At 46.1% G+C, this 25,387-nt stretch carries 23 protein-coding genes; 7 read left to right on the top strand and 16 right to left on the bottom strand.

What is annotated here, in order from left to right:
• Positions 1-6: 6 nt before the first annotated feature.
• The 6 genes from E3D00_RS02245 to gap all read right to left on the bottom strand — a co-directional run bounded on the left by E3D00_RS02245 (position 7) and on the right by gap (position 7,501).
• Entirely contained in the window at positions 7-2,193 is a 2,187-nt protein-coding gene (locus E3D00_RS02245) for a PQQ-dependent dehydrogenase, methanol/ethanol family (protein ID WP_141459561.1), read from the bottom strand.
• Positions 2,194-2,508: 315 nt separating this feature from the next.
• Complete coding sequence (locus E3D00_RS02250) at positions 2,509-3,774, bottom strand: class I SAM-dependent methyltransferase (protein WP_141459563.1); 1,266 nt, start codon at positions 3,772-3,774, stop codon at positions 2,509-2,511.
• An 87-nt stretch (positions 3,775-3,861) separates the two neighbouring features.
• Positions 3,862-4,431 (bottom strand): NADPH-dependent FMN reductase, encoded by a 570-nt coding sequence (locus tag E3D00_RS02255; RefSeq protein WP_141459564.1) that lies wholly within the window; start codon positions 4,429-4,431, stop codon positions 3,862-3,864.
• Positions 4,432-4,463: 32 nt separating this feature from the next.
• A complete protein-coding gene (locus E3D00_RS02260; protein WP_141459565.1) occupies positions 4,464-5,096 on the bottom strand; it encodes a glutathione S-transferase family protein in 633 nt (210 codons plus the stop codon).
• A gap of 162 nt (positions 5,097-5,258) precedes the next feature.
• Positions 5,259-6,476: a phosphoglycerate kinase gene (locus E3D00_RS02265; protein WP_141459567.1), complete on the bottom strand. Its 1,218-nt coding sequence runs from the start codon at positions 6,474-6,476 to the stop codon at positions 5,259-5,261.
• A 2-nt stretch (positions 6,477-6,478) separates the two neighbouring features.
• Positions 6,479-7,501: a type I glyceraldehyde-3-phosphate dehydrogenase gene (gene gap / locus E3D00_RS02270; RefSeq protein WP_141459569.1), complete on the bottom strand. Its 1,023-nt coding sequence runs from the start codon at positions 7,499-7,501 to the stop codon at positions 6,479-6,481.
• Between the two features lie 191 nt (positions 7,502-7,692).
• On the opposite strand from gap, the gene E3D00_RS02275 reads away from it, so the two are divergent.
• Positions 7,693-8,151, top strand: a complete 459-nt coding sequence (locus E3D00_RS02275; RefSeq protein ID WP_141459571.1) for a hypothetical protein — start codon at positions 7,693-7,695, stop codon at positions 8,149-8,151.
• Between the two features lie 85 nt (positions 8,152-8,236).
• Here E3D00_RS02275 and E3D00_RS02280 read toward each other — a convergent pair whose 3' ends face one another.
• Positions 8,237-9,277 (bottom strand): exodeoxyribonuclease VII large subunit, encoded by a 1,041-nt coding sequence (locus E3D00_RS02280; RefSeq protein WP_141459573.1) that lies wholly within the window; start codon positions 9,275-9,277, stop codon positions 8,237-8,239.
• Between the two features lie 88 nt (positions 9,278-9,365).
• Between E3D00_RS02280 and E3D00_RS02285 the strand changes: the two genes are divergently transcribed.
• Entirely contained in the window at positions 9,366-9,770 is a 405-nt protein-coding gene (locus E3D00_RS02285) for a DUF4186 domain-containing protein (RefSeq protein ID WP_141459575.1), read from the top strand.
• On the opposite strand, the gene E3D00_RS02290 is transcribed toward E3D00_RS02285, so the two are convergent.
• The 5 genes from E3D00_RS02290 to E3D00_RS02310 form a co-directional block, all read right to left on the bottom strand.
• Positions 9,746-11,080, bottom strand: a complete 1,335-nt coding sequence (locus E3D00_RS02290; RefSeq protein ID WP_141459577.1) for an amino acid permease — start codon at positions 11,078-11,080, stop codon at positions 9,746-9,748. The genes E3D00_RS02285 and E3D00_RS02290 overlap by 25 nt on opposite strands.
• Before the next feature lie 78 nt (positions 11,081-11,158).
• The gene (locus E3D00_RS02295) at positions 11,159-11,341 is read right to left on the bottom strand and encodes a hypothetical protein (protein ID WP_141459579.1); all 183 of its coding nucleotides are present in this window, start codon (positions 11,339-11,341) and stop codon (positions 11,159-11,161) included.
• Between the two features lie 294 nt (positions 11,342-11,635).
• The gene (locus E3D00_RS02300; protein ID WP_141459581.1) at positions 11,636-11,989 is read right to left on the bottom strand and encodes an arsenate reductase; all 354 of its coding nucleotides are present in this window, start codon (positions 11,987-11,989) and stop codon (positions 11,636-11,638) included.
• A gap of 12 nt (positions 11,990-12,001) precedes the next feature.
• A complete protein-coding gene (locus tag E3D00_RS02305) occupies positions 12,002-13,213 on the bottom strand; it encodes an MFS transporter (protein WP_141459583.1) in 1,212 nt (403 codons plus the stop codon).
• A gap of 87 nt (positions 13,214-13,300) precedes the next feature.
• Positions 13,301-14,653 (bottom strand): RsmB/NOP family class I SAM-dependent RNA methyltransferase, encoded by a 1,353-nt coding sequence (locus E3D00_RS02310; protein WP_141459585.1) that lies wholly within the window; start codon positions 14,651-14,653, stop codon positions 13,301-13,303.
• Positions 14,654-14,729: 76 nt separating this feature from the next.
• On the opposite strand from E3D00_RS02310, the gene E3D00_RS02315 reads away from it, so the two are divergent.
• The 5 genes from E3D00_RS02315 (at position 14,730) to E3D00_RS02335 (ending at position 20,256) form a co-directional block, all read left to right on the top strand.
• Entirely contained in the window at positions 14,730-15,404 is a 675-nt protein-coding gene (locus E3D00_RS02315; protein WP_141459587.1) for a YggS family pyridoxal phosphate-dependent enzyme, read from the top strand.
• Between the two features lie 130 nt (positions 15,405-15,534).
• Positions 15,535-17,541, top strand: coding sequence for a potassium transporter Kup (locus E3D00_RS02320; protein ID WP_408909352.1), 2,007 nt, complete (start codon positions 15,535-15,537; stop codon positions 17,539-17,541).
• A complete protein-coding gene (gene hemW, locus E3D00_RS02325; RefSeq protein WP_141459592.1) occupies positions 17,538-18,689 on the top strand; it encodes a radical SAM family heme chaperone HemW in 1,152 nt (383 codons plus the stop codon). Before E3D00_RS02320 ends, hemW begins: the two co-directional genes overlap by 4 nt.
• A gap of 37 nt (positions 18,690-18,726) precedes the next feature.
• The gene (locus E3D00_RS02330) at positions 18,727-19,806 is read left to right on the top strand and encodes a nucleoside hydrolase (RefSeq protein WP_141459594.1); all 1,080 of its coding nucleotides are present in this window, start codon (positions 18,727-18,729) and stop codon (positions 19,804-19,806) included.
• Positions 19,807-19,830: 24 nt separating this feature from the next.
• Positions 19,831-20,256 (top strand): DUF1489 family protein, encoded by a 426-nt coding sequence (locus E3D00_RS02335; RefSeq protein WP_141459596.1) that lies wholly within the window; start codon positions 19,831-19,833, stop codon positions 20,254-20,256.
• Positions 20,257-20,295: 39 nt separating this feature from the next.
• On the opposite strand, the gene E3D00_RS02340 is transcribed toward E3D00_RS02335, so the two are convergent.
• From E3D00_RS02340 to truB, 4 genes are all read right to left on the bottom strand, one after another.
• Positions 20,296-21,714 carry an NAD(P)H-dependent flavin oxidoreductase gene (locus tag E3D00_RS02340; RefSeq protein WP_141459598.1) on the bottom strand — a complete coding sequence of 473 codons (1,419 nt, stop codon included), beginning with the start codon at positions 21,712-21,714 and terminating at the stop codon, positions 20,296-20,298.
• A 68-nt stretch (positions 21,715-21,782) separates the two neighbouring features.
• The gene (gene pnp, locus E3D00_RS02345; RefSeq protein ID WP_141459600.1) at positions 21,783-23,933 is read right to left on the bottom strand and encodes a polyribonucleotide nucleotidyltransferase; all 2,151 of its coding nucleotides are present in this window, start codon (positions 23,931-23,933) and stop codon (positions 21,783-21,785) included.
• Positions 23,934-24,130: 197 nt separating this feature from the next.
• Positions 24,131-24,400: a 30S ribosomal protein S15 gene (rpsO, locus tag E3D00_RS02350; protein WP_141459602.1), complete on the bottom strand. Its 270-nt coding sequence runs from the start codon at positions 24,398-24,400 to the stop codon at positions 24,131-24,133.
• Complete coding sequence (gene truB, locus E3D00_RS02355) at positions 24,390-25,361, bottom strand: tRNA pseudouridine(55) synthase TruB (RefSeq protein WP_141459604.1); 972 nt, start codon at positions 25,359-25,361, stop codon at positions 24,390-24,392. Before truB ends, rpsO begins: the two co-directional genes overlap by 11 nt.
• Positions 25,362-25,387 lie beyond the last annotated feature (26 nt).

The following is a 25,387-nucleotide window of genomic DNA, read 5'->3' on the forward strand; positions in this document are numbered from 1 at the left end:
TGATGCTTACTTCTGCCCGTTACTTGAATTTATAGGTGCTTGATTGGTATTTTCAGGTATTTGATCTTTGTTTTTGCGTGCATCAACTTCAGATTGATACGTATCATTCGCTCTTTTTATAATGAACTGACGGATATGCTCGATTTGTTCTGGCGTCATTGATTTATCAAAACGATCCATTCCATAAGCGGTTAGAGCACCACGTCCGACGACATTATAAAAACCATCCTGACTGCGGATTGCACCAGACCAACGCAAATCAGGTAAAACCTCACCAGATTCAACGTTATCTCCATGGCAACCGGCACAGAACGTTTGGAATTGGAAATATCCGTCTGCCGTTTTACTTGGATCATACTCCGCAGGCGGTTTTACAGGTAAATATCCCTTATTATTCTCTGGCGGTAATTTATCTTTTCCATCAAGTGAAAACGCTATCACTCGTGAATGATTAACCGTCCACCCCGATGTCCGGGCAGCGCTTCCTAAGAAAAGAGGATAAATACCGCCCCAACCCACTTCCACAGCGACGTACTGCTTACCGTGCGCCAAGTATGTAACAGGTGGCGCAATAATCGCACTTTGTGCTGGAAAACTATATAAATCCTGCCCTGTCGTGGCATTATAAGCATGGAATGTTCCATCTGCGAGACCTTGGAACAAGACATTTCCTGCTGTCGTTAAAATACCCCCATTCCATGGCCCTTTATGGGGGATCGTAAACGCAGCCTGCTGCTTCTGAGGATCCCACGCTACGATAGAGCCCTTTAAATCATTATAAAATTGTTTGACGAGTGCATTATTCTCTGGAGAACCATCATTCACTAAGCCAATCTTGGACATATCAAGCCCCAAGTTCCAGCTATCGGGATGAGGCTTAAACCCACCAACTTGCGGGCTATATACAAAAGGAACTTGTTGCTGTGGGATATAAACGAGCTTTGTTTGCGGATCATAAGACATCGCCGCAAAGTTATGGCCTCCCAAATCTCCAGGAATGCCATACCAAGGCTTACCTGTCTCCGTCCATAACGCATTTGGGTTATAAATTGGACGGCCAGTTTTAGGATCTAACCCCTTTGCCCAATTGACGTATGTATAGTTTTTGCCGGAAATAAACTCGCCCGTTTTTGCATCCAAAACGTAGAAAAATCCATTTTTGGGTGCATGCACAATCACATGCCGCATTACTCCATTAACCGGCATATCCAACGTCATAATTTGCTGAACAGAGGTATAATCCCACTGATCCATCGGTGTTTCTTGGAAATGCCAGACATACTCTCCCGTTTCTGGGCGTATCGCAACGATACTTCCCAAAAACAGATTATCTCCCTTCCCTTCTGAGCGGAATTTATAGTTCCAAGGAGATCCATTCCCAACACCAAGGTAAATCAGATCCGTTACGGGGTCATAAACAATTGAATCCCATACGGTGCCACCACCTCCTTGCTGCTTCCAAGCTCCTTTAGCACTCCATGTTGGATAAGCCTTCGACATCAGGATTTTATCTGAAGGTGCTCCATCTGGCTTATTTTCAGCATTAGGAACTGTGAAAAAGCGCCAATCGAGCTTTCCTGTCTCTGCATCATAAGCCGAGACAAACCCACGTGCTCCAAATTCAGCACCGCCATTTCCAATAATGACCCGCCCCTTAGCAATACGGGGCGCACCATCAACCGTGTATGATTTTTGCCTACCGAGAGCAGCGTCTTGTGGAATGGTGTTCACACTCCAAACTAATTTTCCAGTTTTTGCATCTACAGCGATAAGACGCCCATCAAATGTTCCCCAAAAGATCTTGCCATTATAATAAGCAGCCCCACGGTTTACGGTATCGCAACAGCCTCGATCTGCTACATTCCCGGGAACTTTGGGGTCATAATCCCACAAAAGCTTTCCTGTTGCGGCATCTAATGCTTTCAGCTTGCTCCAATTCGTCGTCGCATACATCACACCATTAACAATAAGTGGCGTACCTTCCTGACCTCTATTTGTATCCAAATCAAAATGCCAAGCTAATTTAAGGTCATGCGCATTTTCAGTGGTAATTTGCTGTAACGGACTAAAACGCTGCTCAGAATAGGTACGTCCATAAGTTAACCAATTAGCTTGGTCTTCATCTGCATGATCCAACACAGATTGAGGATTTGGCTGAGCATATACTGGCAGAGCGATGCCAAAAGTTCCCATAATAAATGTCGTTAATACAACAGTCTTAAAAAAATTGGACTTCTTATTCCTGCTATAGAAATGAAAACTTCTTATTTCTTTATTACTCAAAGAATTATCGAATTTCATAAATAAAAGACCTTAGTTTGATCAAAGCAGACTTAGATTCTGTTGATCAAACTAGTACTCAAAATATCTACTTACAAAAGTAACAATTTAGATACTTCAATCGCAAATAGAGAAATTTATAAATATTTCGTTTCCATATAAATCAACAAGTAAGGAAACAGCGATAAATAGGAAGAGTATTCCCTCTATCACTGTTTTTATAACACTTTAATTTGAATGTGTTGAAGCACGAACAAAAGTCCGATTAAGAGACTCTAATATGGGGAATGCTTCTCTCCAAATGCGCAAGAACTTCCCTTTAGACATTCCCGTTCCACTCATAATCCTAATTAAATCTGCAATTGTGTTTCCCCCGTTAATATGAGGGAGAATACTTCTGATCTGATGAGGCAGAGCAATCGGTACGGTCAACGTTCCAAATGAGAAAACAAGTGTTCCATCCATCCGAATTTGTTTTGCCAATTCATCACCCGGAATCTCACGCATAATGGGAACAGAATTTACATCCATATAGTCTGGAGCATCTTTCTTAGCTCCTTTCTTCACAACATACACAACATGCGTTGCCATATTCCCTGTAAGGGCCTCAGCAACGGCAGCTTGCTCTTGCCATGATAGCTTTTCAATACGAGAGCGCAATTTAGGATTAGGCAAAAATAAGGCTGGATTATAGCGTGCGGGCTCCAACAAGCAGGTTGTTTCTAACCCGGCATCATCAAGCAACTGAAGAAAATCCGTAATTGTATAGGCCCGATCACGTGGGTTAAGCAGCAAGTCATATAGTCCGGCATCCCCACCCGTTAAATGATCTCCAAAATTGCCATTTTGTCTTAACCAAGCTGTAGCCGGTAATGTTTGCATAACGCGCTTTGCAACATCCAGCCGTTCCGATGGCTTTTCTGAGAACGGAGACAGAATTTCCAGAGCCTCCTGCACCATATACACACCTGTCCGACCATGAGGTGCATAAACCATCAACCCCATGCCCCCATCAGGCTTTAAAAGCCCTGTCAATGCACGCAAGGTCTCTAACGGGTCTGGCAAGTGATGAAGAACACCACAGCAATCAATATAATCAAACTCGCCTAAATTCAGACGATCAATCTCCGTCAAGGAGCCTTCAATAAACCGTATATTCGTTAACCCACGCACCTCTGCGCGTGCTTTTGCAATAGATAAGGCATGTTTGGAGCGATCAACACACACCACTTCTCCCGGACGCGATGCGCGCATCAAATGCGTTGCTAGCATAATGGCCCCATCTCCTGTCCCACAGCCAGCAACAAGTGCCCTTAATGGAACTTCAGGAGATCTTTGCGCCGCAAACACCCAATAATCAATTTCACGGAGATGGCTTGGACTACCAATTAATAAACGTTTCTCTTCATCACGCGGGTCACGCTCTGGATAGGGATAAGCTTCATACTGTGCTGCGAGTTCTTGATCACGAGCATCGTTGCTAGAAGATGTCATAAATTTCCCTATCCAAATAAAAACATGGCCGCAAACAATGTTTACGACCATGTCCTATTCATCTTCTCAAAGAAGAACAAATATTTTTTACGCTTTTACCCGACGAGCAAGATTTGCAAGAGATGCAATCTGAAGAGTGAGGAACTCTCTCGTTTTCTCATCCGTCAGTTGTAAACTCTCAGAATCTACTTTGGTCATAGACTGGCCAATCATAACTTCTGGTTTATTCAGAACGAAGCAATCCAAGAAGACAAGGCTCTGACGCAACTGATACTGAGCCCGCGCCCCCCCAATTGGCCCTGGCGATGCTGTCTGGATCGCAACAGGTTTACCTGCTAACGGCTGCGGAGCAACACGAGACAACCAATCAATCGCGTTTTTAAGAACACCCGGGATAGAGTAATTAAACTCAGGCGTAACAATAATAACACCATCTGAATGCCGAATCTGCTCTGCCATTTCTTCAACAGCTTTAGGAAAAGCCTGATTTTGAACATCCTGATTATAATGTGGGATGTCACCAATCGACCCTAACGCAGAAATTGTTACACCCTCAGGTGCCAATTCAGGCAATGTGCGTGCAATCGCTGCGTTTATAGAACCTTTTCTCAAACTGCCAACTAAAGTCACAAAATGAAGAGGTTTCGTATCACTCATTATGGAACAACCTTAAAATCTAAAATTATGCTTTATTTACCTGCTTCCCGCGCCAAGACACGCTGCACAGCAGGATCAGCCTCAAGCCGATCATGAAGAGCTTTAACATTAGGCCACGAGGAAATACCACCCTCTAGAATTTTATCTGCCCAGCGAATCATGGGGAAAGCATATGCATCCACCACAGACCTTACGCCTTTTCCTTCGCCCACAATCCATTCACGTCCAGCAAGATGTTTATCCAACACATCAAAACGTTTGCGGATCATGCTATGAGCAGCTTCTAAAACCTTTTTCTTGGCCTCTTCACTTGGATCTGTCGTATAGCGTTGAGGGAAATAAACCGGCCAGAATGCAGGGTGAACATCAGCTCCAAAGAACGAAGACCATTGCTGTGCTTTCCCACGTTCTTTTACCGATTTTCCACCAGAAAGATTAGCTTCTGGATGTTTATTCGATAGGTAATCTAAAATAGCACCGGCTTGTGTTAATAACCAACCGTCATCCTCTTTTAATGCAGGAACAGCACCTGTTGGGTTAACAGCCAGCAACTCTGGAGAGCCAAACTTCACTTTGACTGCTTCATATGGAGCGCCAATCCATTCTAAAACAATATGAGGAGCAAGAGAGCAAGCACCGGGTGCATAATAAAGCGTTGTTGACATTCTGAATGCCTTTCTCTGTAAAATTTTATTTATGATAAAATAACACAGAGCTGCCGTCACGCCTGAAAATAAAACAATACATTCACAAAAAGTTTATAATTTGATATTATTATTAAATAATATAAGGTGCACCATTAAGTAAAAAGATGCACCTTACAAGTATTAACCTAACCCCAATTCATGAGATGTAGCTTTTAATACCTCAATCCCAGGCAATAACTTACCCTCTAACCACTCAAGGAAAGCACCACCTGCTGTAGAAACATAAGTCATTTGATGCACAACCCCTGCATGACGCAGAGCCGACACCGTATCACCACCACCAGCGATGGTTTTTAACTTGCCGTCTTTTGTCAAACGAGCTGCTTCTTGTGCAACCGCAACCGTAGCACGATCAAACGGCTCAATTTCAAAAGCACCTAACGGACCATTCCAGACAAGTGTCTTTAACTTCGCAAGGTGTTGATTAATCAACTCAACCGTCTTTGGACCTGCATCCAAAACCATTGTATCCGCTGGAATTTTATCAATCGGACATACATCCGATGCTGCACCCGCTTTAAATTCACGCGCTACAACAGCATCCACAGGCAACACAATTTCACAGCCCTTGTCTTTCGCAATCTGTGTAATCTTGCGTGCTGTGTCATGCATGTCAGCTTCTTGCAGGGATTTCCCTACATTTACACCATCAGCAGCCAAAAACGTATTGGCCATAGCACCTGTGATAAACAACACATCAACTTTTTCGATGACATTGCCGATCAGATCAAGCTTGGTCGAAATCTTGGCACCGCCAATGATCGCTCCCACTGGGCGCTCTGGATTTTCCAAAGCAGCAGAAAGTGCTGAAAGCTCAGCTTGCATCAAACGGCCTGCGAATGATGGCAAAAGACGTGCTACGCCTTCTGTAGAAGCATGTGCACGGTGAGCTGCTGAGAAAGCATCATCAACATACACATCACCAAGCTTGGCTAATGCTTTTGCAAATTCCGGATCATTCTTTTCTTCACCCGGATTGAAGCGCGTGTTTTCTAGAACCAGAATATCACCGTCTTTAAGAGCAGCGACCTCTGCTTCCACTTCACTTCCTTCACATGATGAAGCAAATTTTACTGAAGTGCCGAGAACTTCTCCCAGTCGCTCTGCGATCGGGCGCAGAGACATACTGGATACAACTTTCCCTTTCGGGCGATCAAAGTGGCTCAAAACAATGACGCGAGCGCCCTTATCAGCCAATTCTTTAATCGTTGGAGCCACGCGCTCAATGCGTGTGGTGTCAGAAATGACACCATTTTGCATTGGCACGTTCAAATCAGCCCGAAGCAATACACGTTTACCGCGTGCTTCAAGGTTATCAAGCGTGCGGAAAGAAGACATTTTTAGAGGTTCCCGAAAGCAACAGCTGTATCGGCCATACGGTTAGAGAAGCCCCACTCGTTATCATACCATGAGCAAACACGAACCATCTTACCGCCATCAATAAGAGCTGTCTGTGTCGCATCAAAGGTTGAAGATGCCGCGTTATGAATAAAGTCCGTGCTCACTAAAGCTTCTGTCGTATAGTCAAGAATACCTTTAAGCTTCTTCGTTTCAGAAGCTGCACGCAATGCTTCATTCACCTCTTCAACAGAAGATGGGATCTTCTTTGGTACAAAATCAAATGAAACCAAAGAAACATCTGGCGTAGGAACACGAATTGATGTTCCGTCCATCTTTCCTTTTAGATGAGGAAGAACCAACCCAATCGCCCGTGCTGCACCTGTAGACGTTGGAATAATATTTAACGCTGCTGCGCGTGCACGGCGTGGGTCTTTATGAAGAGTATCAACTGTTCTTTGATCACCCGTGTAAGAGTGAACCGTGACCATATAACCGTGCTCAATTCCAAAAGCTTCATCGAGAACATAAGCAATTGGTGCCAAGCAGTTTGTTGTACATGAAGCGTTGGAAATAATCTTCATGTCTGGTTTGAGAATGTCTTGGTTCACACCATAAACAATCGTTGCATCTGCATCGTTAGATGGAGCAGATACGATCACGCGTTTTGCACCAGCTTTAAGAAGAGCAGAAGCTTTGTCACGTGCAGTGAAAAGGCCTGTGCACTCAAGAGCAACATCTACGCCTTGGAATGGAACTTTCTCAGGATCACGTTCTGAAGAAACTTTAATTGGTCCGTATGTACGACCATTCGCTTCAATAATTAAAGAGCTACCTTCTGTGCGCACTTTGCCAGGCAATGCTCTATGAACACTATCATAGGCAAGAAGGTGAGCATTAACTTCCACTGAACCGAGGTCATTAATGGCAACAACTTCGATGTCGGAGCGCCCGCTTTCAATAATTGCTCGTAATACGAGACGTCCGATACGGCCGAAACCGTTAATAGCGACTTTTACTGCCATGTCTGCCTACTCCGCTTAAATGACGAACACCGTTACCCATAGCACTCTTCTCAAAAAGCAACAGGGGATAAAACAAAGATTTGATCAACTTGCACTGGCAACCTTGTCAAAACTTCTCATTCCTGCGATTTTCCTATTAAAACTTCTTTAAACTGATCATTCGACCGCACCACTATCGACTACGAGGCTCCATGAACTCTCGCCTTTACCCGCTGGCAACAGCACTTTTGCTTGCATCGACTCCTTTTATTACTGGGTGCAATCTCGTTGATCAGCGCACATTTAATCCCAATGCTGGAAAACCGCCTCAACCCTACATTCCACCCGCACCTCCCGCACCTCCTGCCAAGCCTCCCTTCCTACGCATAGAAGCTGGCACCTCAGAGCATGACTACGCACCAATTATTAAACGAGCCGTCAAAGCTGCCTTAGAGCGGAAAGAAAACGTTCTCTTCTTGGTTCAGGCCAGAGTCCCTGTGCAAGCTGATCCAGCAGCTCAAGCCAAAGCCCTCACACAAGCTACTCAATTCGAGCTTGAGCCTGTTGCACATCAGATCAATGCAGCGGGAGCGCAACCTATTCAGATTGAAATGCAAGCGATTACCGACCCTAATACCTCACATGATTTTATTCAGGTTGATCTTCGCTAAAACTGAATTATTATTCGCATAAAATACAACAAGGCTTGCTCTTACTTATCTTTAACAAAGTAATGAGCAGGCTTTATTACTTGAACTATAAAATCTTTTGCAAAATCAAACACAAAATGCAGCCCAATACTAATGATATAAGGGCTATCTTTATATATCGTCCCCATGGCTGGACCACTGGCTGAGAAGCGACTGTTACACTCTCTCTTAATGCTGCTATTTCTTCTGCTTGATCACGGGCTTCTTCTTGCCGCTGCCAGATCCGGCCACTCATACGCCGAATATAATGCCCCGCATCTGCAGGCGTTGTAGCGGAATAATCAACTACACGTTCTGCCAGAGTACGATTAGCACTATGCCCCAATCCCAAAATACGGTGCGCTGGGCACGAAGCAAGCGCCGTCAAAACTTCAGGTTGCTCAAAAACAACAAACTCTGATGCATCTCCTCCCCCGCGAATAATCACCAAAAGATTTTCACGGCATGATGCAACAGCATCTGCGATACGCTGGGGATCATTCATAGGAACACCGAGTGCTCTCACCCGATCCGAACGCCAAACCCCTCCTAACGCTTGTAGAAAATCCTCTACAACCAAAGCATTCGATGCAGCAGAATGAATTAAAAATATCTTTGGATCGCGCACTTCTGGATAAGCATGAAACTCCGTTTTTAACTCACGCAAAAAATCCAGCGCTAATGTTTCATCTCTCTTTTTCTTTACATAACCAGCTTCATAAGCCTCAAGATGAAACACCTCAAAACGTAAAACAATATTTCCACGGCTATTTCTGGCTTTTAACGCCCCAATGACACGTACATGATCCCCAGAACGAATATCCGCTCCACTCACCAAGGATTTGTTGACCTCCAAAGGAACAGAAACGCCTGTTTTGTGATCAATCAAAGGGAGCTGATAATATTTGCGATATGTATTGGGAACGATTTCACCAATCTGGCCCGACACAGCTAACGGAAACTTCCACTCATCAAAATGCATACACATTTCATCAAGACGAGCAGAAAAAAGCTCCTGCACCTGCTCTGGTGTCAGTACAGGCATAGAGGCGGAATCTTCATGCATTCCAGCCGAATCAGAACGGTAGCGTCGAGGAAAAGCGTCCATGCCCATCATATACAAGAAAAGAACGAATGTTCTTAAAGGTTAATTTATAAAAACTCTTAACACTTTATATTTCTGCAAAGGGATTTAAATGTCTAATGATTCTATTGAGGCTATTTTAAAAAGGCTCAAACAATCTCACTTCCGCGCCCGGTTTCATCTGGACGATTTATCCAGAAAGTATATCAACCAAAACGGCCTGCCTGTTATTTTAGACCAAGGCAAAGAATTTCTGAATAAGCGCCTCGCCCCTGCTTTCCCACCCAAAGATGGAAAACAAACGCCCATGCGAGGGCACCCTATTTTCATCGCTCAGCATGCCACAGCATCCTGTTGCCGTTCTTGCCTCTATAAATGGCACAATATTGAAAAAAGCCGCTCATTAACTGAAAATGAAAAAGCCCGGATAATTGACATTATCCGGGCTTGGATCATTGAAGATTATGGAGAGAATCCACCCTCTTCACCAGCTCAAGAAGCTTTTTTCTTCTTCTGAGAAGGTGGCTTACTTTCACGAGGGATAAACCGTTCAGCAAGCATTGTGATCACAATCGCACCAACTGCCATCTCAATTTGAGAACGCGTTTCTGCATGGATACACATACCAAAGATGGAAACACCAATCAGAAGCAATGCTAAATAAGCACCTGCTGGTTTTTCTGGAACAACCTTCAAGCGACCAATAATAAGCAGCGAGTTGTAGAACAACATAAAGCCACCCGTTAAGCTCAACAGGATAGAGAAGACCGTATCTGGAGATGCATAAGCTGTAAGAGCAACCAAAACAGCCACACCAACACTCATCAACAATGCACGTCGTGGCAACTGAGTTTTAGGATCAATCGCCAAGAAGAAAGCAGGCCCTTCCTTATGGTCAGCAAGCTCATACAAAATACGTGATGTGACAAAGATACCAGAGTTCAAGCTTGATAGAGCTGCCGTCAAAATGACGATCATCATTGACGTTTCAGCAAATGGTACGTGATATTTTTTCAGTACCAACAAGAATGGTGAGTGACCAGAAACAACACTTGTCCAAGGGACAAGACACAGAATCAAGCTGATTGAAACGATATAAAACAGCCCCAGACGCATTGGAATCGTTTTTGTCGCACGTGAAATGTTGTCTGTTGTGTCAGCACTTTCCACAGCAGCCACTGTTGCAATTTCACTTCCACCCATCGAGAACACGATTGTAGGAACAACAGCAAGAAGCGCCATCCAGCCATGAGGGATAAGACCACCATGAGCAACCAAGTTTTCCTGAACTGGTGGAGCGCGGAATCCAAGAGCCCAACCACAGATCACAATAAAAAGGATAATGGCAACAACTTTTACGGTAGATAACCAGTATTCAAATTCCCCGTAACCTTTAACGGAGAATAGGTTAACACCCGTCATAACACCTAAGATGAGCAACTCAACCCCGACATAAGGCAGGGGAAGGTAATCTGCAATCATATTGGTGACCGCAATGGTTTCTGCACCAATCACGATGACCCACGTAATCCAGTAAATCCACCCTGTAACAAACGCTACGCGCTCACCCAGAGCATAACGGATCTGCCCCAAAAAGGACTTATCGCCCGGAACTTTGATGGCGAGATCACGCAGCATCATGTTAACAAGCCAAATAAGTGTCCCTGCAAGAACATAGGACACAATAACGGCAGGCCCTGCCATATGTATGGCTGCTGAAGCTCCGATAAACAACCCGGCTCCGATCGCACCACCCAGCGCAATCATCACAACGTGTCGAGTGTCAAGACTTTCAGCTAGTTGATCAGATTGATCAGATTGAGACATTAAGCTTCCTAGCCCCCATTAAAATTACGAACAGAAAACCACCACTGAGCACTCTACCCCTGTCCTCCACATTCCACCTTACGTCTTATCAGCTAACGTTCCATGAAATAGAAAAGACAGGCCTCCCTCATTCTTGCGATATTTTCGTAAGCTTTCATGCCCAACCATACCCTTGAGAAAATTAAGGGTGCTATTGTTTGACTTCAAAATGAAATCTTTCAGATCATCAATGTGTTCTGAAGCATGAGCGGAACGAATCATACATAGCAAAACTCCTGCTATGCCTATCTTCTATCCACTTTTTACCAACGAATATTCTGCGACAAAAAAACTTATCGTTCTAAGCTTATTTGAGAATGGGCATCCTTATCTCTAAAGAACCTACAGAATGGTATAACCGTTTCATTCTTTGTTAGATTATATGTTATATTACCGTTTGGCAATATAAAAAACAATTCCACATTCAAAAAGAAATAATCTTTCCTAGCCAAGGTTCTAGAAAAGATCTTCCTTTTTTAGAGGCAGAATACAGCTTTGACGTAAAACATTATTCAGCTAAAAAAGTTTCTTATATTCTTCTTCTTTAAAGCCAATACTTAATATTTTACCCCCCTGCGCAACCACAGGGCGTTTAATTAACGATGGATGTTGCTCCATCAAAGAAATTGCCTTTTCTTGGGTTAATTCTTCTTTATCTTCCTGAGGCAATCGCCGGAAGGTTGTTCCCGCTTTATTCAACAAAACCGTCCAATCAACCTGTCCCGCCCACTCCCTCAGGGTTTCCTCAGAAATATTCAATTTTTTATAGTCATGGAAATCATACGCAACATTATGTTGATCCAGCCAAACCATAGCCTTCTTCATCGTGTTGCAATTCTTAATGCCATAAATAGTCAGCATTTTATCCATCCCCATTCTCCCCTAATGCATCACATGATCCGTCGTCTCGGACCCTGAGCTCAACACGCGAGGAAATGCTCCTGAACTCGATAGAGCCAAAATAAGACCACTCAAGACCGTAATAATGGCAAACGGCGTTAATCCCTTAAACCCAACATATGTTAGAACTTGCCCCCCAACAGCAGACCCTAATAAAATCCCAACATTGCTCGCCGCATTAATCGCGGCACCGGCCACATCTGGGCGCGTTGCTTGCGCTCTTATTGCCCCAGACATGACAAAAGGAATAATGGAGGTGTAACCAATACACCAAACAGACACTGCCGCTACGGACACCCATCCTGAAAGAATATGGCCATACATTAGGCCCATCCCGACGAGCATAGCCATGCCGCTTACAAAAACACCACCCGCTGGCCAACGATCTACAACCTGCCCTGCACCCCAAAGGCCCAAAATGCTCAGAGCGCCGCTCACCAACAACGCCACGCTGATTAAATTGGATGGCAATCCATGATCCAGCAAAAGTGGGGCTACATAGGTGTATAAAAGATTATGACCAAGGAAAAAGATCGCATCAACAGCCGTCACAATAAGGAAAAGCCGCATCGCTTTTGGTGATCGAATGGCCGGGATTGCATTATTCGCCGTGCTTGAGTTCGCAACAGCTGGCAAGAAAAATGCTATACACACAGTTAAAACAAGTGCTAGCCCCGTGATCAGCAACATAGCGATCCGCCAACCACAATAATGCCCTATCGCCGCCGCTCCCGGAACACCTAAAATCGCCCCTAACGAAGTCCCCCCATAGACGAAAGAAATAGCCCTTCCCGTCATATGAGCAGGCACTAGCTTAGCTGCATAAGCAGCACAGATTGACATTAATACCGCATGGGAGAGCCCTCCAATCATACGGCCCATGCACATTACAGCAAAGCTTGGTGCAACCGTCACGATCAGATTAGAAACAACATACCCCGAAAGGGCATATATCATGAGCCGCTTACGGTCTATTTTCCCTGTTAAAATGGTAAGGGGAACAGCTCCCAAGGCCACCATCAATGCAAAAGCACTGACCGATAGCCCTGCCTCCCCTTCGGGGATATCAAAAGCATGAGCAATATTAATCAATAGCCCCACGGGGGCAACTTCACTCGTTAGCGCCGTAAAAGTACATACGAACAGCGCGCACAAACCAATAATGGCTTGCCTCTGAAGGTTCTTGAAAAGCATAAATCCCATTCAAAAATGACCTTGATCCACTTCAAGGCCATTGATCAACGTCTGATCAGCTGTTTTGATCAAAATCAAGCAAAAAAATCATTCTTTAATTAAACGAGCCGCAAAAAACCCGTCCATACCGCCTTTTTCCAACCACATCCCAGGATGAGTCCGAAAAAAACCATCGGGTGTGAGGGCAACGGACATATCGAACAATTCTTCTTCGGTGAAAGGTTTATGTGTCCATCCCCCTTTCTTCAGAGCTGCCTTAATGCGGTCGGGGCCTTCCTCATCCTGTAAGGAGCAAACAGCATACAGCAATACTCCACCGGGCTTTAACATTTGATGAGCAGCCTCAATAAACGCATCCTGACCTTCTGTCAGAGACACAATATCCCGTGGTCGTTTTATCCACAAAACATCCGGGTGTCGGCGCAAAGTTCCTGTAGCAGAGCACGGCGCATCCAACAAAACCGCATCCACAGGGTTGTCTGGACGCCACTTTATCCCGTCCGCAACAACGGTTCGCACATCCAACCCCAACCGTGTTATATTTTCACGCAAGCGTACCGCTCTATGCTCATCACGTTCAACAGCGGTCACTTTTGCCTTCGCCGTTGCCAATTGTGCCGTTTTCCCTCCAGGGGCTGCACACAAATCCACCACCGTCTTGTCTTGCAGTGGTCCCATCAGCTTCACAGGCATTGACGCAGCAACATCCTGCGCCCAAAAATCCCCTTCCTCAAAACCAGCCACTGCACTCATACGCGTCCCTGCCGGGTAACGAACACTCCCCGTAGGAAGAACTTCTTTCTCGATTCCTTCCTCATCAACAGGGGACCGCCCTGGACGATACGTTAAATCCAGAGGAGCTTCCCGGTGTAGCCCGCGCGAAATCGCCCGCGCGCGTGCCCCCCACGCACTCCATAACCATGGCGGCACATCCAGTCGGTCTTGATCCAAGCCCTCTAATAATGATTGGCCTTCACGCGCCACACGACGCAAAACCGCATTCGCCAAACCTGCAAAAGGAGCTAATCCCCGCCGACGCAGCAAATCAACAATTGTTCCAACAGCCGCATGAGGTGGTGTTTCAAGGTGCAATAACTGCGCCACCCCCAAAAGCAATGCACATCGAACCGGCTCTGGGGGCTCCCTGCGCAGCATGGGCTGTAGAATTTCGGTCATGCTCCCCAAATAACGCAACGTTGTTGCCGCCAAACGATGTGCAGAAGCCCGATCTCGAGCATCCATTTTCTCCGCACGATCAAGCGTCGTCTCCAACATCCGTCGATGTTCTACAACACCACATACAATATCAAATGCCAAATCTCTTGTCGGGTCTGCCGGAGGACGGTGCCCCTTCCCCCCGTGAGGTCGGCGTCCATTTTTGCGTGGTGCGTCCGTTTTTTTCACTCGTTTTTTCTCGTGCGGTTGCTTGTTGTTCGTCATAATGAGGTGCTATTCTTATTCATTCTTATAAAATCGCATCTTGCTACGTTTGATGCAATGGCGTGTTCTCTACGGTATGTCTTATTCTATATCCCAAAACCTCTCCAACATTCAGCAACGCATCACAGATGCCTGCCTTCAGAATGCCCGTTCACCACAAGAAGTAAACCTTGTCGCGGTGAGCAAATTTCATCCTCAGGCAGCCGTTGAAGCCGCTCTCAAAGCAGGTCAACGCCTCTTTGGAGAAAATCGAGTACAAGAAGCTACCGCTAAATTTCCAGCTTTAAAGGAAGCATACCCAGACTTGCAATTACATATTATTGGTGGGCTTCAAACCAATAAAGCTGTTGAGGCATGCCGTATTGCCAATATGATTGAAACATTGGATCGGCCGTCTCTCGCTGATGCCCTTGAGAAAGCATCCCAAAAAATTGGGCGTCTCCCAGATTTGCTCATTCAGGTTAACACAGGGAACGAACCACAAAAATATGGAATCCCTAAAGAGGAAGCCGAATTCTTTATCGAAAGCTCACTCAATCGTTTTGGCAAAAAAATTCGTGGGTTGATGTGTATCCCACCAGAAGAAGAAAACCCCATCCCTCATTTCCATTACCTGAAATCTCTTGCCAAAAAAAATAATTTACCTGTTATCTCCATGGGAATGTCAGCAGATTTTGAGCTCGCAATCCAAGAAGGAGCAACACTTGTCCGTGTTGGAAGCGCCATTTTTGGTAACCGCCCGGCATCTTAAATTACCCTTCACTTTGCATCTTTTACTTGCATCTTCAGTAAAAAGTTTGTTTTGAAGGGGGCAACAAAGCTATGATAGCATTTACTTATAGTTTTCCTGTAATATTTGCTCTCCGTAAATGGAACCACTGATGACAGAAAATGACGGCGATAATACGTCTCCTTCTCATGCAGACAACACTGCATCGAATGGGGCCGGCGATCCACAAAAACAGTCTTCAGAGCAACGTATCTCAGCATCTATCGGCGATGGTGATTACGAGCAACAACACAAAAAGCCTGTCGGCTGGAGTGCGATGCTCGGCGTTCTTGGTGTTGTCTACGGCGATATTGGAACAAGCCCACTTTATGCTCTTCAGTCCTCTGTTAATATCGTTGGCTCTGTAAGGCATCCGGCTCAAACCGGAGAAATTATGGGCTTGGCCAGTCTGACTTTCTGGGCCTTGATGTTCATTGTAACGTTTAAATACGTTATTCTCGTCATGCGGGCAGATCATGATGGTGAGGGTGGAATCATTGCCCTCATGTCTCTTGCCCAGCGTGTCTGTCAGTCACCACACTGCCGACGTATCCTTGGACTGGTCGGAATTGCAGGAACCTGTCTTTTCTTTGGTGATAGTATCATCACACCTGCTGTGTCTGTTCTATCAGCAGTTGAGGGAATAGAAATCGCTATTCCTTCTGCAAGCCATGTCGTTCTTCCTATTGCCTTGATTGTTCTCGTGGCACTATTCGCCGCACAAGCCCTTGGAACAGGAAAAATAGGTAAAGCCTTTGGCCCAATCATGGTCATCTGGTTTACAGTCTTATCTATTCTCGGCCTCCGTGGGATTATGCTTTATCCGCATATTCTCCTTGCTTTATCCCCTACCTACGCCCTCACCTTTATTGCTACGCACGGCTACTTGTCGTTTGTAACCCTAGGCTCTGTTGTTCTTTCTGTAACAGGGGCGGAGGCGCTTTATGCCGATATGGGGCATTTCGGCAGTTCACCCATCCGTAAGGCATGGATATTTTTTGTACTGCCCTCTCTAACCTTAAATTACTTTGGTCAAGCTGCACTGTTAATCCATGACCCAAGTACGCTGGCTAATCCGTTCTACCATCTTGGTCCAGCATGGGCGCAGATTCCTCTTCTGATTTTGGCAACATTCGCAACTGTTATTGCTTCTCAAGCAGGAATATCCGGTAGCTTCTCTCTCTGCCGACAGCTCATCCAGCTCGGCTACCTCCCTCGAACACAAATCGTTCACACCAATGCATCGGAAGAGGCACAAGTTTACCTTCCCTCTCTCAATAAAATTTTAGCACTGGGAGCTATCCTGCTTGTTCTTTCCTTCCGTTCTTCTGCGGCTCTAGCTTCTGCTTATGGAATTGCGGTAACAGGAACATTCCTATGCACCTGCGTTCTTGCGACAGTGGTTTTTCGTCGCATGTTCAAATGGAGCGCACTGCACGTTGGAATCGTCTTTGGAACGTTCTTCCTTATTGACGGTATTTTCTTTTCCGCCAACGTCCTGAAAATTCCAGACGGCGGGTGGGTTCCTCTTGCCATCGGTATCGGCAGCACCATTGTAATGACCACATGGAAACGGGGCCGGAGCCTTGTTGTGGCCAAACAACAAGCTGATTCCATGCCTATGGCCTCTTTCCTAGCTCGCTTACCCCAATCCCGTACTATTCGTGTTCCCGGACTAGCGGTTTTCTTAACCGCCAACCCAGAGATTGTGCCCAACTCACTCTTGCACAACCTGAAGCATAATAAGGTTCTGCACGATCACGTCTTCTTTGTTACGGTGCAAAACCTTAATCAACCTGAAGCCGATCGCAATAACCGCATCAGTGTCGAAGAGATGGCGCAGAATATCTACCGTGTTGTCGTAAGCTATGGCTTCATGGAAATGCCCAATCTTCCCCGCGCTCTTCAGGATTTAAAGGCCCTTCATATTGCTTTTGATCCCATTCAGGCCTCGTATTTTACATCACACGAGCTTGTCGTTCGGTCCCGTGTTCCTAAAATGCAGTTATGGAGAATGTGGCTCTTCCTCCTTCTCCTTCGGAATGCAACCTCAACAACTGAGTTCTTACGGATCCCACCTGACCGCGTTGTCGAGTTTGGCGTTCGGATAGCCATTTGACGGAGCCTCTCTCTCTTTATATCCATTGGCCGTTCTGTCTTGCAAAGTGCCCTTATTGTGATTTCAACTCACACGTCAGAGATGAAATTCCACAAAAGCGCTTTGCCGAGGCCCTTAAAAGAGAGCTCGCTTTTGATGCCGCTCGCTTAGGGCGCCGCCCCCTTCATTCCATCTTCTTTGGAGGAGGTACTCCTTCTCTTATGGATCCACAAACGGTGGCTTCTCTTATCGAAGAAGCACAAACACTGTTTGATCCAACGCCCGACTTAGAAATTACACTTGAAGCCAACCCAACCAGTGTAGAAACAGATAAATTCCGCGCCTTCCGAGATGCCGGGATCAATCGTGTCTCTATTGGCATACAAAGCCTTCGAGATGATGCTTTGAAAATGCTTGGCCGTGAGCACTCTGCCAATCAAGCTCTACGCGCACTCGAAATCGCACGGTCTCTTTTTCCCCGTATTTCTTTTGATCTCATTTACGCCCGCCCCAACCAGTCGGAAGAAGACTGGAATAACGAACTCACAACAGCTCTAAGCTTTGTCGCAGATCATCTCTCCCTGTATCAATTAACCATTGAACCCGGCACAAAGTTTGAAGCCCTGCACCGCCGTGGTGAGCTTTCCCTTCCCGATCCAGATACCGCTGCACACCTGTATGATCTGACGGGCGAAATTGCAGCTCGCCACGGGCTCTTACCCTATGAAGTATCCAACTATGCTAAGCTTGGAGCTGAAAGCCGCCATAACCTAACCTACTGGCGCTATACCGATTATATAGGCATAGGGCCTGGCGCTCATGGGCGGCTTTCTTTCGGAGGGGATGTATATGCTACCCGCCGCCATCGTGCTCCAGAGCCTTGGGCAGAACGTGTTGAACGTCTTGGCACAGGCATGACAGAGGAAACCCAGCTTTCAAATGAAGAGAAAGGCCGCGAGGCCCTCCTGATGGGACTTCGTCTTTCTGAAGGCATTAATATTCATCGGTTTGAAGAACGCACCAAACGCAAACTACATGAATGCCTCGATCCCCTCATTCTCGAAGCATGCCTTGAAGAAAACTACCTGACACTGAATAGCCAAACCCTTAAAGCAACGCCCCACGGGCGCCTCAGACTTGAAGCATTACTAGCGCGACTGGTAACTTAAGGGCATTATCCGTCAATCGATTTTATAAGGAAACATCATGCGCCGATCCCTTTTTGCTTTCTTATCACTTTTGATTGCCGGCAACTCCGCTCTCGCTGCCTCACAGACAACAGAATATGTTATTCAGGATAATGACTATCTAGGCCCAGGGGGCTCCGATATTCAATCCGTTCTCCCTTTATTAAACCGGCCCAATGTCTCTCTCCTTGGCCTAACTGTCACAATGGGAGATGATTGGGAAAATGCAGAATCCGCTCATATTCGACGTTTTTTAGAGATTGCCCATCAAACTCAAATCCCCGTATCAGATGGCGCAACCCTTCCTCTCCTCAACAGCGTCGAAGCAACAAAACTACGGGAACAACAATTCGGGGTTATTCCTTGGAAAGGAGCGTGGGGCGGCCTAGGATCTATTGATCATATTCCACATACACAACCCAACACTTTTCCTATGCCGGATGGCGCAGTAAATCTCAAAGCAAGTTCTCTCCCTGCAGCCGTTGCCTTAATCAACGCAGTCCACGCCCATCCCCATCAGGTAACAGTTATTGCCGCAGGCCCACTCACTAACCTTGCTTTAGCTATTCGATTAGACCCAAGCTTTGCTTCTACAGCCAAACAGCTTGTCTTCATGGGTGGTTTGCTTGATTCCAGCATGATGTCCATTACAGGTAATGCGGATTTTGCATCTGATTTTAATATGATTACAGACCCTGAAGCCGCTCACATTACCTTAACAGCCCCGTGGCCCGCTATTACTTGTGTTGGAAACGTTTCAAACGACATCATGATGACGCATGATCTTATGAACCGCATCACACAGAAAAAAACACCTGTAACGAACTATCTTAGCAAATTTTACAGCCCTCTCCCACTCTGGGATGAGCTCACCTCTGCCATTGCCGTAGACCCAACCCTCGTAACGAAATCTGTAAATGCCTATATGGATATCAATACAGCAGAAGGGATGGATTACGGACACGCACATGTGTGGCCAGACAGTACGGTGCCAAAAGGCATGAACCTTCGTAAAGTAAAAATTGTTCAGGCTATCGATACCAAACGCTTCATTGATGAATTTGTCTCTCAAGCACAAAACGCCATGGGTACGCACTAACCAATTAAGGGAGAGCGAGCAATTATGTTACATATGATTAAATTAGCCGTTGGTTGCTCCTCCCTCGACGAACTCCGCGCCCGTATGCAGCACCCACGTATTAACGGGCATGGAGCGGTCATCACCCGCACAATGCCTAAAAGAGCCTCCGAGATCCTCAATGGTGGCTCTCTTTATCGTGTTATGAATGGAATGGTTTTATGCCGTCAGCCCATTATTGGGCTGGAACCTTACCAAAGAGATGACGGCACTACCGGAACACTGATTATCGTTATAGACGACATCATACCCGTGCACCCCCGAACTATGCGCCCTTTTCAAGGTTGGCGTTATTTAACGCCTCAAGATGCACCAGAAGATTTAACTGGGACAAATACAAGCCATGACAACGGAATTGCCTCTCTACCGCCCCATTTGCGCAAAGAGCTAGCTGAGCTCGCTTTGATCTAGCCTTCTAAACCGATCAAACCAAACTCAGCTTTCCGTATCCTATTGCCCTGAAGCGATCCGCTCAACCAATTGAGCAACCGTCGGGACAAACCCTTCTGCATAAAATGGATCTGTTGCAAAGCGGTAAGCACTCGTACCACCAAACATCAGGTTGTGATCCACAACATAATCAGCGTTGTCTGCTGCTTTAACATGCGCAATATCTTGCAATGTTTTTTGAATACAAAAAGAGCGAGGATCAGCCTTTACACCGGTGGTAAAAGGCTCACGTTGTACCCAGTTCGAGAACTTGCACATCGACAAGCATCCCATACAATTTGCCTGATCCTGCACAATCTCACGTGCGCTCTGCGGTGTAACAAAAACCAGCGTATCATCAGGTGTACGTAACGCTTCTGTAAAACCAGCTTCTTCCCATTGAGCAATTTTTTGCCGATCAGCAGAAGAAACAAACACTTCGCGTTTACGTGCCCCAACGCCATATGGTTCATCATGGTCCACATTCGCGGTAACACTATAGCTCACCTGACGCTCAGAACGTCCGCGCAAATCTTTAAGGAAGCTATTATTAACAGCAGAGGAATAAAAACCTGTTGGTGAGAACCGGTTAAGATACACATCGCCCTTTTTCAACGTTAAAAGACGACGTTTCCAAGCATCTGGGATTGGGCTTTCTTTTGTCAGCAATGGACGCGTTCCAAACTGAAATGCAATCGGCCCAAGCTCCGGATTACCAATCCAATCCTGCCATTCATCCAAGCGCCATACTCCCCCGGCCATGATAATGGGAGTATCATGAAGCCCAAACTGCCTCATTGTACGCCGCAATTCAACGACCCGTGGGTAAGGATCTTCTGGGCTTAATGGGTTTTCTGTATTGGACAACCCATTATGGCCACCAGCGCGCCAAGGATCTTCATAAACAACCCCACCCAGCAGTTCAGAAACTTTACTATAAGAACGACGCCACAAAGCATTAAAGGCCCGGCCAGAAGACACAATCGGGTAGTATGGGATGTTAAAATGCGCAGCAATCTCAGCAAGACGGTAAGGCATTCCAGCCCCACACGTCAGACCATGAACCAACCCTGAAGTTTCCTCCAGAATACCACGAATAACTTCCTCAGTCGCACCCATTTCCCATAGGAAGTTTATGTGGATCCGCCCTTTCCCACCAGAAATCTCGTGGGCAATTTTTACCTGATCAATTCCACCTGCAACGGCATATTTCACAAGTTCACGCTGCCGCTCACGGCGCGTACGCCCATGATAAATCTGTGGAATGAGGTTCCCCTCATCATCATAACTATCCGCGTTAACGGCAGAAACAGTTCCTATTCCACCTGCTGCGGCCCAATGCCCAGCAGAGACTCCTGTGGACACAGAAACACCTTTTCCACCCTCAATCAAAGGTAGAACATCCTGACCACCAAACCGAAGGGTGTCGATAAGCTTCATGGGGACTTGATGTCTCCGATACTCAAATAATAAAAAATCATCACAAGTGGGGCAAAAGCCCCACCTACTTACTCTGCGTCGCGGCGAGGTGTACGACCAGGTTTTGCGCCAACACTTTCAGAAATATCAGCACCTGTTTCCTGATCAACAACACGCATTGACAGCTTGACTTTACCACGATCATCAAAGCCAATCACCTTGACCTTAACAGTATCATCTTGCTTCACAACATCCGTTGTCTTTGCAACACGACCAGCTGCCAGTTCAGAAATATGAACCAACCCGTCACGAGGGCCAAGGAAATTGACAAAAGCTCCAAAGTCAGCCGTTTTCACGACACGACCTTCATAAATTCGGCCAATTTCTGGTTCAGCAACAATGCCTTCGATACGCTTAATCGCTTTTTGAGCCTGCTCGTCGTTTGAAGCCGCAATGGTAATAACACCATCTTCAGCAATATCGACCTTAGCACCCGAATATTCAACGATCTCACGGATAACTTTCCCACCCGATCCAATCACATCACGGATTTTCTCTTTAGGAACAGACATTGTCGTCACTTTTGGTGCGTTTCCAGATACATCTGAACGACCTTCCGTCAACGCCTTGGCCATTTCACCCAGAATATGGATACGACCTTCATGAGCTTGCTCAAGAGCAATCTTCATAATTTCAGGTGTGATGGAGGTGATCTTAATATCCATCTGCAAAGCAGTGATACCTCTTTCTGTACCCGCAACTTTAAAGTCCATATCCCCAAGATGATCTTCATCACCAAGAATATCAGAAAGAACCGCAAACCCACGATCTTCCTTAATCAATCCCATGGCGATACCAGCAACAGGCCGTGGCAATGGCACACCAGCATCCATAAGAGCCAAGGAGGTACCACAAACGGTTGCCATAGAGGAGGACCCGTTACTCTCTGTAATTTCAGAGACAACACGCATCGTATATGGGAACTGTTCTTTAGATGGAATCAGAGGCTTCAGAGCACGCCATGCCAACTTCCCATGCCCAATTTCACGACGGCCAGGAGACCCAAGACGGCCTGCTTCTCCAACAGAATAGGGAGGGAAATTATAATGCAGCATGAAGTTCGAACGATGCTCACCTTCAAGGGCATCGATAATCTGCTCATCCTGCGCCGTTCCAAGCGTTGCAACGACTAATGCTTGCGTTTCACCACGTGTAAACAATGCTGAACCGTGTGCACGAGGAAGAACACCAACTTCTGCAAGAATTGGACGTACTGTTTTCAGATCACGGCCATCAATACGCAAGCTCGTCTTAAGAATGGATCCACGCACAACCTGCGCTTCCAGTTCTTTAAGCATTGGCTTAGCAAGATCAGCATCAAAGCCTTCTTCAACCAACGTCTCGTTGATGCGCTCTTTTGCTTCTGCAACTTTAACATGACGTGCTTGCTTACTTTTCTCTTTGTAAGCATCTGCCATCAATTTATTGCCGATTTTTTCCACTCTTTTACGAAGAGCAATCTCCTCTTTCGTCGGAGTTGGAAGATCCCATGGCTCTTTCGCAGCGTGCTCAGCAAGTGCAATAATCGCATCAATCACAGGCTGAAACGCTGAATGGCCGAGAGTGACCGCTTCAAGCATCACACTTTCAGAAAGCTCACCCGCTTCTGACTCAACCATCAACACACCTTCAGACGTACCGGCGACAACCAGATCCAGTGTGCTCTGCTTCATTTCAGAGAGTGTTGGGTTAACAACAAGCTTACCGTCAATTTGTCCTATACGAGACGCACCAACGGGGCCGAAGAAGGGAATACCCGACAATGTTAAAGCAGCCGAACAACCGATCAAAGCAACGATTGAAGGATCATTCTCCATATCGTGGCTGAGCACCGTTGCAATCACTTGAACTTCGTTACGGAAATTCTCAGGGAACAACGGACGAATAGGACGGTCGATCAAACGCGCAGTCAGAACTTCAGCTTCTGATGCACGGCCTTCACGCTTAAAAAATCCACCTGGGATTTTTCCTGCTGCGTATGCTTTTTCTTGGTAGTTAACGGTAAGAGGGAAAAAATCTTGCCCTTCTTTAACGGTTTTTGCACCAACTGCCGTACATAAAACAACAGTATCTCCATAGGTAACCATCACAGCGCCATCAGCCTGGCGAGCAATTTTACCTGTTTCCAGAACTAGGGGGCGACCAGCCCATTCAATTTCTTTACGAAAATAATCAAACATATTGTTTTCCCTAAACAACAAAAATTATCTCTAAATATGGGTAAGTAGACAAGCAGCGTTTCGGACGGCATGGCAGTGGTGTAACGGAGAATACCGACACGACACCATGTGGCCTGAAACGCCGGATACGCGCCCTACTTCCCAGCTTTCAGGAGCGAGTAAGTCCGGAAGATAACTCCCGGACTACACATAGCAGACTAGCGACGCAAGCCTAGACGTTCAATCAAAGTCTGATAACGAGACTGATCTTTACGCTTTAGATAGTCAAGCATGCTACGGCGTTGACCAACCAACATCAAAAGACCACGACGTGAGTGGAAGTCTTTTTTATGTGTTTTCAAGTGTTCGGTCAGATTGGTAATACGCTCACTTAAAAGAGCAACCTGTACTTCAGGTGAACCTGTGTCATTGTCACTCTGACGATAATCGGCAATTAACTCTGCACGACGTTCTGCACTAATCGACATCTTGTCCTCCAAAAAACTCATGGTTTTCTAACATACGTACGGCTCGCAAGCGTCCGTTTTGAACACTACACAATCCCAATACGTGCTCTCCGAGCATCGCACGCCACACATTGCTTCCAAAATGTGACGATACCGGCAAAGGATATGTCAGGCTGTCAGGATCAAGAGATTGCCCCCAAACCAATATCCTTCCCTCTTCATCAGTAACGGCCAACGCCGGGATGTCGACCAGCGCGGTCCCTACTTCCAGAAGAGAAACCGGAAGAGTATCGGCGTTGTCCACAGTTTCAGACGATTTGTCCAGTCTTATCTCATCAATTCTCTTTGCATGAGACAAATCAAACGGACCACATTTCGTTCGACGCAAGACCGAAATATGCCCAACCGTCCCACATGCCAAGGCGATATCTCGCGCAATAGAGCGCATATAAACACCTTTGCCAGACTGAACTTCAAATACGGCCGTATCCCGATCAGGACGATCAACTAACACAATCGAATCGATCCGAGCTGGTCTTGGCGGTAATTCTGGTGGCTTCCCAGCGCGAGCCAAGTCATAAGCACGCTGACCTCCCACCCTTAATGCAGAAAACACGGGAGGAACTTGCATCACATCTCCCGTAAGCGCAGGCAAAACAGCTCTAATTTCCTCATCCGACGGGCGATGATCCGAAGTAAACAAAACCTCCCCTTCACGATCATCTGTCGTACGGCTTTCACCTAAACTCAACGTGAAACGATATTTTTTTGTGGCATCCATAATATAAGGAATCGTACGGGTAGCTTTACCAAAAGCTATCGGCAAAACACCTGACGCAAGAGGATCTAGCGTCCCACCATGCCCTGCTTTTTTAGCATTAAACGCCCACCTCATTTTATTAACCATATCGGTCGAGGTGGGGCCAAGTGGCTTATCGAGAATTAACCAGCCGTCAACTTCCCGTCCATATTTCTTAGCCATTATTTTATTTTTATAACGCTTGGCTA

The sequence above is a fragment of the Swingsia samuiensis genome (assembly GCF_006542355.1).
Classification (GTDB): domain Bacteria; phylum Pseudomonadota; class Alphaproteobacteria; order Acetobacterales; family Acetobacteraceae; genus Gluconobacter; species Gluconobacter samuiensis.